Annotated in this window: 13 protein-coding genes and 1 pseudogene; 2 read left to right on the top strand and 12 right to left on the bottom strand. The window is 66.5% G+C overall.

Translation table 11 applies throughout. The features are described from left to right. The 4 genes and pseudogenes from JN302_RS37745 to JN302_RS37735 all read right to left on the bottom strand — a co-directional run bounded on the left by JN302_RS37745 (position 1) and on the right by JN302_RS37735 (position 1,521). Positions 1 to 255, bottom strand: a complete 255-nt coding sequence (locus JN302_RS37745) for a helix-turn-helix transcriptional regulator (protein ID WP_202331021.1) — start codon at positions 253 to 255, stop codon at positions 1 to 3. A 137-nt stretch (positions 256 to 392) separates the two neighbouring features. Then, on the bottom strand, positions 393 to 932 hold the full coding sequence (locus JN302_RS37740) for a DUF2285 domain-containing protein (RefSeq protein WP_244846133.1): 540 nt from the start codon (positions 930 to 932) through the stop codon (positions 393 to 395). A gap of 49 nt (positions 933 to 981) precedes the next feature. Further along, a pseudogene (locus JN302_RS39520) lies at positions 982 to 1,149 on the bottom strand (transcriptional regulator domain-containing protein); the annotation flags it as partial. A 108-nt stretch (positions 1,150 to 1,257) separates the two neighbouring features. Next, complete coding sequence (locus tag JN302_RS37735) at positions 1,258 to 1,521, bottom strand: DNA -binding domain-containing protein (RefSeq protein WP_202331019.1); 264 nt, start codon at positions 1,519 to 1,521, stop codon at positions 1,258 to 1,260. A 157-nt stretch (positions 1,522 to 1,678) separates the two neighbouring features. Between JN302_RS37735 and JN302_RS37730 the strand changes: the two genes are divergently transcribed. Together JN302_RS37730 and JN302_RS37725 are read left to right on the top strand one after the other, a co-directional pair. Then, positions 1,679 to 1,888 carry a helix-turn-helix domain-containing protein gene (locus JN302_RS37730; RefSeq protein WP_202331018.1) on the top strand — a complete coding sequence of 70 codons (210 nt, stop codon included), beginning with the start codon at positions 1,679 to 1,681 and terminating at the stop codon, positions 1,886 to 1,888. 99 nt (positions 1,889 to 1,987) lie between these two features. Further along, complete coding sequence (locus tag JN302_RS37725; protein ID WP_202331017.1) at positions 1,988 to 2,242, top strand: helix-turn-helix domain-containing protein; 255 nt, start codon at positions 1,988 to 1,990, stop codon at positions 2,240 to 2,242. Positions 2,243 to 2,281: 39 nt separating this feature from the next. Here the strand turns inward: JN302_RS37725 and JN302_RS37720 are convergent, their stop codons facing one another. From JN302_RS37720 to JN302_RS37685, 8 genes are all read right to left on the bottom strand, one after another. After that, positions 2,282 to 2,608, bottom strand: coding sequence for a DUF736 domain-containing protein (locus JN302_RS37720; RefSeq protein ID WP_202331016.1), 327 nt, complete (start codon positions 2,606 to 2,608; stop codon positions 2,282 to 2,284). A gap of 587 nt (positions 2,609 to 3,195) precedes the next feature. Continuing rightward, positions 3,196 to 3,639 (bottom strand): hypothetical protein, encoded by a 444-nt coding sequence (locus JN302_RS37715; RefSeq protein WP_202331015.1) that lies wholly within the window; start codon positions 3,637 to 3,639, stop codon positions 3,196 to 3,198. A 128-nt stretch (positions 3,640 to 3,767) separates the two neighbouring features. Continuing rightward, on the bottom strand, positions 3,768 to 4,700 hold the full coding sequence (locus JN302_RS37710) for a DUF2493 domain-containing protein (RefSeq protein WP_202331014.1): 933 nt from the start codon (positions 4,698 to 4,700) through the stop codon (positions 3,768 to 3,770). A 340-nt stretch (positions 4,701 to 5,040) separates the two neighbouring features. Continuing rightward, positions 5,041 to 6,081 carry a DUF7146 domain-containing protein gene (locus JN302_RS37705; RefSeq protein ID WP_202331013.1) on the bottom strand — a complete coding sequence of 347 codons (1,041 nt, stop codon included), beginning with the start codon at positions 6,079 to 6,081 and terminating at the stop codon, positions 5,041 to 5,043. After that, positions 6,081 to 10,421: a strawberry notch-like NTP hydrolase domain-containing protein gene (locus tag JN302_RS37700; protein WP_202331012.1), complete on the bottom strand. Its 4,341-nt coding sequence runs from the start codon at positions 10,419 to 10,421 to the stop codon at positions 6,081 to 6,083. Before JN302_RS37700 ends, JN302_RS37705 begins: the two co-directional genes overlap by 1 nt. A gap of 171 nt (positions 10,422 to 10,592) precedes the next feature. Then, positions 10,593 to 10,859: a DUF6117 family protein gene (locus JN302_RS37695; protein ID WP_202331011.1), complete on the bottom strand. Its 267-nt coding sequence runs from the start codon at positions 10,857 to 10,859 to the stop codon at positions 10,593 to 10,595. Beyond that, on the bottom strand, positions 10,856 to 11,281 hold the full coding sequence (locus JN302_RS37690; protein ID WP_202331010.1) for a hypothetical protein: 426 nt from the start codon (positions 11,279 to 11,281) through the stop codon (positions 10,856 to 10,858). The genes JN302_RS37695 and JN302_RS37690 overlap by 4 nt, the downstream gene beginning before the upstream one ends. 117 nt (positions 11,282 to 11,398) lie before the next feature. Further along, a complete protein-coding gene (locus JN302_RS37685) occupies positions 11,399 to 11,875 on the bottom strand; it encodes a hypothetical protein (RefSeq protein WP_202331009.1) in 477 nt (158 codons plus the stop codon). Positions 11,876 to 11,892 lie beyond the last annotated feature (17 nt).

The following is an 11,892-nucleotide window of genomic DNA, read 5'->3' as shown; positions in this document are numbered from 1 at the left end:
TCAGCGAGCGTTGAGACGGCGGGCCGGATGGACGGTGCCGACGCCGGGATCAGAGGTCGAAGTCTTGGTGCCGCGGTCGGCCCAGGCCTGGAGATCCTCGAGCGCGTAAACGACGCGTCCGCCCAGTTTGCGGTAGGCGGGGCCGGTGCCGTAGGTGCGATGCTTTTCGAGCGTGCGATCGGAGAGGCCGAGGAAGCGGGCGGCCTCGGGGGTTCTAAGGTAACGCGGCGGCATGCCGGCGGCGTTGGAAGTCATGAGCGGGTCTCCGCGAATTCGATCAGGCCGCCGGTGACGGCCGGCGGGTGGAGACCACGGTGGCGAAGACGGGGAACGAAGGGGGATGAGGAAGTTCGGGGGCGAAAATCCTCACCCCGCTGTAGGGTCGATCCGGGCTAGTCTTTGTGGCGATGACGCAGAAGCTGACGATAGCCACCCGCAATCATGGCGCGGCCGCCCTTGACGAGCCCGATGACACTTGCCCGCAGGCTCGATGTCTTCCATGGATCGGCCGCGACGCGGCGGGCACCGAACATGACGATGGCGATCTCGCGATAGCTGGCGCCGTTCATGTGTCCGTCGGTCGCCCGCAGCATCTGCCGCTGGCGGCGCTTCTGCTGAGGCGTCAAACGGCGATCAGGGGGAATCGAGCGCCCCTGCAAGGCACGCAGCAATCGCTCGATCGCTTCGATCCGGTCGTGACCGTCTGCGTCAAGCGGCACGAGCGCGGCGAGCGGCGTATCGGCCGGCGCGCCGGAAACCCTCAGCAGCCGGATGGCCTGCCCGCCGGCCCTCAGCAGCATATGCTCGCCCTGGTCGTCCGACCGCGCGGCTGGATCGCGCAGTTCGGAAGAGAGATTGCCGGCCGTCGGCAGCATGATGGGCGACTGCGTGAGCAGCACGGCGCTCGTGTCCGCCTCGGCGGACCAGAACACTGAACCCTCGCCAGCATTCAGCGACGGCGGGACGAAAAAACTGCAAGCCCCATCTCTGGTGTAGCTCATGCTGCGCTGAAGGGTCGTCGGCGCGCGCGTAGTCTCGCTGGTACTCGGAATTGCGCCTGAGCCATTCCCAGGCCAGGTCGGGAGGGTCGAGGGCGTCCAGATAGTCGTAGGTCTCGGGAGAACGCCAGCGGGAGGTATCAGGCCTCATCTTGTTTCCTCGTTACCGCAACGTGGGGGCGGCAACGTTTGCGAAATTTGATGATTTGGGAAGAGTTTGAGAAAGCACCGGGCGATGCCTGGGGCGCACCGCGGCGTACTATAGCGGTTTCCCGTGAAGCAGCTTGCGGTAGCCGTGTTCGGTCATCCAGCGCGCCCGGGCGAGATGACTGTCGTGAACACGTCGCGCCCGCTCCGGATCGGCGTCTGGGTCAATGCCGAAGATCACGGCGACCGCTTCCCGCCAGTCGGCGCCATCGGTCGCCGCATCGAGCACGCGCATATAGTCCTTCATGTGCAGTCGATCGTAGTCCGTCAACTCCTCACTCTGTGGCGGAGCGTCGAGGAACTCGGATGATGTCATGTAGGCAATCTCCCCAGCAGTAGAGATATATCGAGAGACAGGGACCTTGTTAATCGGGAACAACGAGACGGTTGGAATCGGGTGAGTATCACGCATCTCATCGAATCGGAACTATCGTTCCTAGAACGATCGTTCCTATGCTGGTTCTCGTTCCGCCATGGACCTCAAGGAGGTCATGGCGGTCAACCTGCGTCGGATACGCCATGACAAGAGCATGACGCAGGAAGAGTTGGCGGATCGCGCCGGTCTCAGTGCGCGGTATATCGGCGCGATCGAGCGGGCGAACAAGTCGGCGAGCGTCACGGTCCTGGGTCGGATCGCAGAAGCGCTCGGGGTCGATGCGGCAGTCCTGATCAAACGTCCGTGACAGTGATCGCCGGGTCTCACTCTCGCGCCTCTGCTCGCTCATCATGTTGTAGAGAATACTCCGTGGCAGAATTCTCTACAAGGCCGTGTCCTCTCGTGTATGGAGATACGAGAGATACTGGCCCACAATCTGAAGACCTATCGGCGTGCGCGGGGCTTGTCGCAAGAGGAACTGGCGCACCGCGCCGGCATCGATCGGACCTATATCAGTTCGCTCGAGCGATGCGTCTATGCGGCCGGTATCGATGTCGTGGACAGCCTGGCCAAGGTGCTCGGCGTCGAGGCGTCCGACCTGTTGAAGCGCCCGGAACGCGGCGCGCCTCGGCGCCGGTCCACGTCTGGCAGCAGCAATTGAAGCCCGCCCGGACCAGCCGGGCGGGGTGGTTCTGGAACCTCATTCGCCGTTGCGGCGGGTCGGGCGGGACCAGATGAGGCTGTAGCTCTCGCCGTCCTCGTCCTCGACCAGGTTGGCGTAGATCGGGGCGGTGAAGCTGGGGTCGTCGAGCTTGAAGCCCAGGTAGGGACGGCCCTCGTTGGACTGCTTGCTCCAGGCGGCGCCGATCTCGGCTCGGCCGACGAAGACCCGGTGGCTGGGGGCGTTCTCGCCGCTGGCGCGGGTGTCGGGGGTGACGCGGACGTTCTTGGCCTGGACCGAGAGGGTGACGATTTCGCCGGTGAATTCGTTGTTGGCGGTCTTCTTGAAGGTGCCGATGGTGGCCATGGTAGTTCTCCTTGGTTTCTGGCTCGAGCCCGCACCATGCGGCCTCGATGGCGATCGTCCGGCCGAAGGCGATTGACGGCGCATCCCGAAAGGGGCCCGACAGCGGAGGAGGAACTATCTTGACTCGCGAGGAACCCGGCCCTGGCCGGGAGGGGAAGATAGTTTTGACGGCGCTGTTGCGCCTTAGGCGATCGAGGCGAAGCCGGCCTTCGGACAGATCAAGCCAGGGAAAGAGGCCGTACTGGAGCGGTCTTGAAGTTGGAAGGAACCGGGAGAACTGCTCTGGCGTCCTCGCGTGTCTGGGACCGTCTGACGGGGTTCACCTGCGGGATTTGTCTCCCTGCGCCCGAAGCAAGCCCCTGTCCCCATCGCCATCGCCCGAGCGGTGAAACGCCGACCCCACACTACGCGTTCTCGGCATCACGCTGATGTCAGTGCTGGAGCGGGCAATGGACGACAGCGCGGCACGGCACGGGCTCCCCGAACGCGATGAGTCGCCCTGATCACACGTGCGCTTCACCCACCTTCGAGAGGAGGAAGGTGTGGGGCTCAACGTCGGTCTGCTCCGTCCCGTCCGGTCGCTGGCTTCACGAGGCTCGCAGGACATTCTGCCCGGCTGGTCCGCGCGGGGCCATCCTTGTGAGACGCATGAGGGCCGTGACGCCGACCGCGATGGCGCCGGCAACGGCAAAAGCGACCTGCCAGGTCTCGGACGGCATGGTCAGCTTCACGATGCCGAAGGTGGCGTGGTAGCCGGCGAGGACTGCCGGCGCGACAAAGACCAGCAGCACGAGCAGCTTCAGCCACACAGGCCGTACCACGAGCGACAGAATCTGGAAGAGGCCGAAGGTTGCTGCCGCGGCAAGCGCACCGACGATAACGCCGCCGAGGCCACCGGCCCCGGTGCTGTTCGCCCAGAAACCGATGGAAATACCGGCGAACAAAGGGAGCGCGAAGACGGCGAGATTGAAGAGCAGCCAGCAGAGCGCGATGATGCCGGCGAGGGATACGAGAATGCCGATGATGATCATGGTGGTGGTCTCCGTGGACGATGTCGAACGGTCGCGCCTCCACCACCACCGCGGCGCGAGTTGAAATATAGCGCAGCGAGCGCGTGGCGCAATTGCACTTGTCGTATCGGTGATGGTGGGGACGGCGCTTACGCGCCGTCCTTCTTGCGGAAGTCGTAGGCATTGATGCCGAGCTTCCTCGCCTTGTCGACGAAGTTGTCCTGGATGCCCGTGCCCGGGAAGACGATGACCCCGATGGGGAGGATGTCGAGCATTGCGTCGTTGCGCTTGAACGGCGCGGCCCGGCCGTGCTTCTCCCAATCCGGAGCGAAGCCGATCTGCGGGACCTTGCGGTTGTCGGCCCACTTGGCCGCGATCAGTTCGGCGCCTCTGGGTGACTTACCGTGGATCAGCACCATGTCGGGATGCTTGGCGTGGACTTTGTCGAGCACCTCCCAGACGAGGTGGTGATCGTTGAAGTCGAGGCCGCCGGTGAGGGCGATTTTCGGACCGGCGGGGAGCAGGACCTCGCTGTCGGCCTTGCGCCGGGCGGCGAGGAAATCGCGGCTGTCGATCGTCGCCGAGGTCAGGTGGCGGTGATTGACCATCGACCCGGAGCGTGGCCGCCAGGCGGAGCCGGTGTGCTGCTCGTAGTGGTCAGCGGCCTGATCGCGCATGAGTTCGAAGGCGTCGCGCCGTTCGAGCATGGTTTGGCCCTGAGCGGTGAGGTTCTCGAGTTCGACCGCCTTGACCTCGGTGCCGTCCTGTTCCCGCTGCAGGCGGCGCTGCGCCTGCTCGTTGTCGTCGAGTTGCCGCTCGATCCGCAGCACCGCGCGGTGGAAGACGTTGGTGACGGACCAGAGCAGGTCGTCGAGGTCGGGTTCGAGGCGCGTATCGGCGAGGGTGGCGATCAGGGCGTCGAAGATGTCGGCCACCCCTCCGGCCACGTGATCGCCGTCGGGCAGCGGTCGCGGATCGGGTTCGTCGGCAAAGGGACGCCAGCCATGGAGCTGAAGTTCGGTGAGGACATGCTCTGTCGGGGACGATGCGTGGTGGGGTTCGGTGTCGTTGTGCTCGCTCATGGGGATGCTCCCGTCGGTTGGACCGCGACCCTCGCGGCCTTCACGGCGACGAAAACCCACAAGCGGGACGGCCCGACACCTGGAGCGAAGCGGAGGGCCGGAGCGTAAGCGGAGGATGGCAGAGGCCGACTACTTTGCCTCGCGATGGAAAGGCGTCGCCTCTCGTTGCTGGCTTTCGCCAGCAGTGGTACGCCGCCGGAAAATAGTCGGCCGCCGCCATTGCCTGGCCGGCCCGCTTGTGGGCCCGATCGCCCTCTCGAAGGCCAGGTCGCGGCTCTCGCCCGCCGGGTCGCCCTCCAACGATGCAGCCGGCGCCGGACCCAACCCGTCCCCTCCCGGCTCATGCCGCCCGCTTGAGATAGCGGCAGCGGTCCCGGCGCATGAGTTGTTCAGCGATCGCTCCCCGAAGTGCCTCGAGGCCGAAGTGGCGGAGGTCGTCGTTGAAGTCCCCGAGCTCCGGCGTCAGCACGATCGCCTCGATCCCGGCCTCCCGCGCCCGCTCGGCCAGGGTGTCGCGGGCGCCGTCGCCGGCCGGATCATTGTCGCGGATGACATAGAGGCGGCGCAGGGTCGGCGGGAACAGGACGGCGGCGAGATGCGCGGCCGAGAGCGCCGCGGCCATCGCCATGTCGGGCAAGGCGCATCGGAGCGACAGCGTCGTCTCGATGCCTTCGCCGGCCGCCATCACGCTCGTCGGAACGCCGAAACGGACGGCGTGACCGAGAAGGTCGCCCATGGCGCGACGGGGGGTGTCGATCGGCGCTTTGGCATTGCCGCCGGGATCGAGCCAGGTGCGGTGTGCGCCGGTCTGTTGACCCCTGAGATCGGTGACCGCGGCGATGATGGCCGGCCAGGTCTCGGTCGGTCCATGGTCCTCGGGGCGATAGTAGCAGCGCGGGTGGAATCGGAGTGATCCGGTTCCGTGCAGAGTCGTAATGCCGCGTCCACACAGATACCTCTCCGCGAGAGTGCCATGGATCGACTGTGACATGGCGAAGAGCCGTCGCGAGGCTTCAGGCGATCCGGCCGGAACGGGAGTGACTTTGCCATGCGCAGAACGCGGTTCTGGTTCAGCTCGGGGCAATGCAAGAAAGGCGCGCGCCTCGTCGGCAACCTGCTTGAAGTCGACGAGACCCATGCTCTCGCGGATGACGTCGAGCAGATCGCCGTGCTCTCCGGTCGCGGCGTCGGTCCACTTGCCCGGCGGTCCCTTCGGCGAGTGCCGAAGCCGGACGAACATTGAGCGGCCCGGCGCGTTGCGGACGTCGCCGACCTGCCAGTAATTGCCGGAGCGGCGCCCGTTGGAAAGATAGTGTCGGCACACCGCCTCGGCATGGGCACCGAGACGATGGGCAAGATCGGCGGCATCGCGGCGGGGCATCAGGCGGCCTCCCGCTCGCTGACCCGGTCGATCGTGTAGCGGCCGAGCACGCGTTCGAGCACAGCGACGCCATTGGCGTCGGTCGGCACGAACATCCTGAGCTTCCACGAAATGATCTCGTGGAAGAGCCCGTAGGTGGTGAGCCGCTCGCGCATTGTGTCCGTGAAGCCGGTCAACTCGATACGCCAGGCGCCCATGACACGCACCCGGCGGAGTTGGAGCCCCTCGGCGAGATCGAGGATGGTCCGCCCGTCCATCAGCGCCGCGAAGGCCTGCTCCGGCGTGAGCGAGGCGACACCGGTCGTTGTGGCGTTGGCCGCCCAGGCCGGGGAGACGCGGCGGCCGATGATGCGCTCGCCCGCATCGGTCTGCAGCCGATAAACCCGGGTCGACTCGTTGGGCAGGCGCTTCCAGATCGGCAGCAACAGCCCAGTGACCATTTGCAGCACGCTTTCGGAAAATTCCGGCACATCGGCGAGTTCGGCCTGCCATGCCGACGAGAAGGCGTCGCGATCGGCCTCGACCCAGCGGGTCTCGCCCATTGCCTTGAGCGGCAGGTTCTGGGCCTCCATCGGTCGGATCAGGCGAACCCGCCGCTCGACCTCGCCATCGTCGAGCATGACGCTGGTGGTCGGAATCTGCACCGCGGCGCGTCCCGACTGCTCGTTGACGAGGAGCTTGGCGCGCGGATCGGAGAGGTGGTCGAGCGCCGCGTCGTGCGTCATAGGGCGGTTGCGCCGGCGCTCGGTGATGGTCAATAGCCGGGTCTCGGCCCTAGTTCGCGGATGGGTGTAGATCACCTCCCGGCCGGTAACGACGAAGCTCTCGGCCGTGAGCGTCTCCAAGCCGGCATCATAGGTGCCCGACGCGATCGCGCCCTCGATCCGCGCCGCGAGCAATTGCTCGAAGGCGTCGAACAGCACACCCTGCAGCTCGATGGTGAGTGCCAGCATCCGGTTGAGGAAAGTCGTGATCGGCGGCAGATCATCCCTGATGCCATTGGCGTCCATCAGCTTGAGACCGGTGGCGGATTCGAAGCGATCGAGCGAGCAGCCCTCGACCTTGCCGCGCACGATGAGCAGGTAGAGCCGGCGCAGGGCGTCGCGCGCGTAGTGGCTTTCGAGATTGTCCTCGGGCCGGAACAGGCCCTGGCCGCCGGTCTGCCGCTGGCCGCGTGTGATCGCGCCCAGCGTGTCGAGGCGGCGGGCAATGGTCGAGAGGAAGCGCTTCTCGGCCTTCACATTGGTGGAGATCGGGCGGAACAGCGGCGGCTGCGCCTGGTTGGTGCGGTGTGTGCGGCCGAGGCCCTGGATGGCGGTGTCCGCCTTCCAACCTGCCTCGAGCAGGTAGTGGACGCGCAGCCGCGTGTTTCGCGCGGAGAGTTCGGCGTGGTAGCTGCGCCCGGTGCCGCCGGCATCGCTGAACACCAGAACACGCTTCTGATCGTCCATGAAAGCCTGGGTCTCGGCGAGGTTGGCCGAGCCCGCGCGGGTCTCGACGACGAGCCGATCGCCGCCTGAGGCAGCGTCCGGCTTTCGCACGATGCGGCGCGAGCGGCCGGTGACCTCGGCGACGACGTCCACCCCGAAATGCTGCACGACCTGGTCGAGGGCGCCGGGCACTGGCGGAAGGCTGGCGAGCCTGGCGATCAATTCGTCTCGTCGGGCGACCGCCTCGCGGCTCTCGACCGGCTGGCCGTCGCGGTAGACCGGCCGCGAGGAGAGATTGCCTTCCGAATCCGTGAACGGCTCGTAGAGCTGGACCGGGAAGGAGTGGGCGAGATAGTCGAGGACATATTCGCGCGGCGTGATATCGACGCGAACGTCGTTCCATTCCTCGGTCGGCAACTCCGCCAGCCTCCGTTCCATCAGCGCCTCGCCCGTCGAGACGATCTGGACGACGGCAGAGCGGCCTTCCTCCAGATCGCGCGCGATCGACCGGATCAGGGTCGGCGTCTTCATGCTGGTGAGCAGGTGGCCGAAGAAGCGCTGCTTGGCGCTTTCGAAGGCGCTGCGGGCGGCCGACTTGGCTTGAGCGTTGAGCGTGCCGGAGCTGCCGGTGATGTTAGCCGCCTGCATCGCCGCATCGAGGTTGTTATGGATGATGGCGAAGGCGCCGGCATAGGCGTCGTAGATGCGGACCTGCTCGGGCGTCAGCCCGTGCTCGACCAGTTCGTATTCGACCCCGGCGAAGGAGAGCGAGCGGGCGGTGTAGAGGCCGAGCGCCCTGAGGTCGCGGGCCAGCACCTCCATTGCTGCGACGCCGCCGGATTCGATCGCCTCGACGAATTCGGCACGGGTCGAGAACGGAAAATGCTCGCCGCCCCAAAGGCCAAGCCGCTGCGCATAGGCGAGATTGTGGACGGTGGTGGCGCCGGTCGCCGAGACGTAGAGAATGCGCGCGCCCGGCAAGGCGTGCTGGAGCCGCAGCCCGGCACGGCCCTGCTGGCTGGCGGCGACATCGCCCCGTTCGCCCTTGGCGCCAACGGCATTTTGCATCGCATGGCTTTCGTCGAACACGACCACGCCGTCGAAATCGGCGCCCAACCATTCGACGATCTGCCGGACCCGCGAAACGTTCTCGCCGCGGTCATCGGAGCGCAGCGTGGCATAGGTGGTGAATAGGACACCTTCCGGCTGCGTGATCGGCTTGCCCTGCGGGAAGCGCGACAGCGGCGTGACCAGCAGCCGCTCCATGCCGAGCGCCGACCAGTCCCGCTGCGCGTCCTCGATCAGCTTGTCGGACTTGGAGATCCAGACCGCCTTTCGGCGTCCCTGCATCCAGTTGTCGAGGATGATGGCGGCGGACTCACGGCCCTTGCCGACGCCAGTGCCGTCGCCGAGGAAAAATCCCTGGCGGAAGCGGACGGCGTTGTCGGCGTCCTCTGGCGCTGCACTGACCACATCAAAGGTGTCGTCCACCGTCCAGGCACCGGCGAGAAATTCCGAATGGGCCTCGCCGGCATAAATCACAGTCTCGAGCTGAGCGTCGGAGAGCAGGTCGAGGATGTCGCGCGGCAGGCGCGGCCGATAGCTCGCCTTGGGCGGCGTGACGCTCGCCATTGCCGCCGACTGCACGAGCGGGGTCGGATGCGGCTGAGCGCCGGGAATACGGATCGCCTGCAATCCGTAAGCCTCGTAGATAGCATCTGTGATGCTGGCGCTTTCGTGCGGCCGCCAATCGACGGTCTCATAAGCGAGCTCGACGCCTATGGGCTCGGCCAGCGGGGCCAGCGATGCTGTCTTGGCGGCGCGGGCGACATAGCCGCGAACGGTGCGCGGCGCGGCGGGCTCTGCTGCCGCCGGAACAGTCGGAAGCGCGACCGGCATGCGTGCCGGTACATGCTGGCGGACCAAGGCCAGGAGCGTGGCCGTATCGGGAGCGACACCCAACGTGCTCGGAAAGACGGCGGGATCGCCGGCCGGCACCTTGTCGATCACGGTCAACCGCGTGGGAAAAGTCGTGCCGTGCTTGGCGTAGACGGCGCCGTCGATCGCGGCGGAGAAGACGACACGGCCGCGCTCCTGCAGGCGCGTGAAGGCCGGCGTCCAGGCTGGATTATCCGGCGCGAAGCTGGCACCGGTGATCGTCACAAGCCGCCCGCCGGGCGCGAGGCGCGCCAACGCCGAGGCGAGATGGCGGAAGGCCGCGTCAGTGACGCGCCCCTCGACATTGGCCATCACCGAGAACGGCGGGTTCATGAGAACGACGCTTGGTACTGCGTCGGGATCGAGATGATCGTCGATCTGGGCGGCATCAAACCGTGTGAGGGGAACAGCCGGAAAGAGAGAGGCGAGAAGGCCTGCGCGGATCTCGGCGAGCTCGTTGAGGAGAAGCGCGCCTCCGGCGATCTCGGCGAGGATGGCGAGCAGGCCCGTGCCGGCCGAGGGCTCGAGGACGCGGTCGCCTGGCATGACGGCGGCCGCCGTCGCCGCAACGAGGCCGAGCGGGATCGGGGTCGAGAACTGCTGGAAGGCCTGTCCCTCTTCGGAGCGGCGCGTGTGCGTCGGCATGAGGCCAGCGATCTTCGACAAGGCGGAAAGCCGGAGTGCCGGAGATGCGGCTTTGCGGAACAGCGCCTTTCCGTATTTGCGCAGGAACAGGACGGTGGCTGCCTCGCCGGCGTCGTAGGCCGTCTTCCAGTTCCAGGCGCCGGCGGCATCGGAGGCGCCGAAGGCGGACTCCATCGCCGAGCGCAATGCCGGCGCGTCGATGCGTTCACCGCGTTCTAAATTGGGAAGGAGAAGGCCGGCGGCGGCAAACACGGCGGCGGCAGCGGGCCCGGCAAGCGGGAGCGGCGCGGCGGCGGGCAGCGCCGCGGATGCGAAGATCGGGGTCATAACGGGAACCTCGGAGAGCAGGAGAGACCGAGCCGGGCGGCGCTCTCTCTGGACCGCGCCGGCTCGAACCCGTCCCGGCCTGCCTCTCCCTCTTGGCCGCCCCATGCAGGCCAACATCAAACAAGCGCCCGGCCGGCAGGCGGGGCGCTTGTCGAGTTCAGCGAGCGACCATCATCCCTTGTCGCCAGGTTCTGCACGCGGCAGGAAGGCATCCGGATCGTTGGGATCGGGCGGCCGATAGGCGTAGTAGGGATTGCCCTCGGCGAGATGGCCGAAGGGTGTGCACACGTAGTCCGAGCCGTCGCGAGCGACGGCACAGATCACGTAGCGCGGCTGCGCCGTGTCGGTGTCCAGGCACTCCATCAGCGCGAGATTGCCGTCGCCGGCGGCCCGCAGGAGGGTTTGGAAATTCGCGCGGGCATGGCCGGGGATGCTCATGGGACATCTCCCGCGCCAGTCGGTTCGTCCGGTCCGCGCGCGCCGTCGAGAATGGCCTCGGCGAATTGGATCGCCCATTTGGCTTTGCCGAACCATTCCGGGGCCGTCCTCCGATGGGCTTCGGCATCGGCGAGGAGAATCTTGAGCAGGCCTAGCAGGACTTCGAAGGGCCGTGCCTGGCGCTGAAGCGTTTCCTCGAAATGCGGGGGTACGGGCACAATTGGACCACGATAAGCGGCATCGGCTCCTTGCCAGATGCCGGTGACGAAGGTCTCGCCGGAAGACTCGTAGTCCTCCTTTTGATCGGACCAGTCGTTGTCCTCGATTGCAAGCCGACATGCCGCCTCGGGCGTGTCAGCCGAATAGGTGCGCTGCCGGAAGACCGGCAAGTGGTACGTCGCTTCGATGGTGAAGTCGGGCATGGTGCGTCTCCGCAAAAGCAAGCCGCCGGCGCTCGCTCGAGTCCGGGCAGGTTGGTCTGGATGGGGTGGTGAGAACGGCGGTCCGATCCGTCGTCCAAGCTGATGCGATTGCCGCCGTCAGGCCGCGGCCCGTCCCTCGACGGCATCGGCGCTGACCTCGTCGGCGGTCACCTCGTCGATGCGAGCGTTGTCGTGGCGGTTTCGAGTGAGCCAGAGCTCGGCGGCTTCGCGGCTCTCGGCTAGATGCAGCAGCTCGATACCATCGCCAACGGTCTGCAGCACGCGGACCTGGCCGATGGCGGGACGCTCGATCACGCGGAATTTGAGATCGCTGTCGATCCCGTAAGTCCGCATGACCGAGACGAGGATGATGCCATTCTGGCCGAACGTCCCCTCATGCAGCGTGAAGCAGGGCGGGGACACATAGGTCGGTCGCTCGCGCGCCGGCTCCTTGCGGACCAGCCGGCCGATGCCGTTGCGGCGCTCCCAGGCCGCGAGCTTTCTGGTGAAGCGGGCCGGCGGCCGCGGCGTGCCGTCCGAGTAGGCGATCAGAGACCCGAGCGGCACGATGTCGAAGATCAATGAGGCAGACATTGAAGATATCTCCTGAA

The organism is Mesorhizobium sp. L-8-3, from assembly GCF_016756615.1.
Lineage (GTDB): Bacteria > Pseudomonadota > Alphaproteobacteria > Rhizobiales > Rhizobiaceae.
The sequence above is the reverse complement of the archived record's forward strand: the minus strand, read 5'-3'. Positions and strand labels throughout refer to the sequence as shown.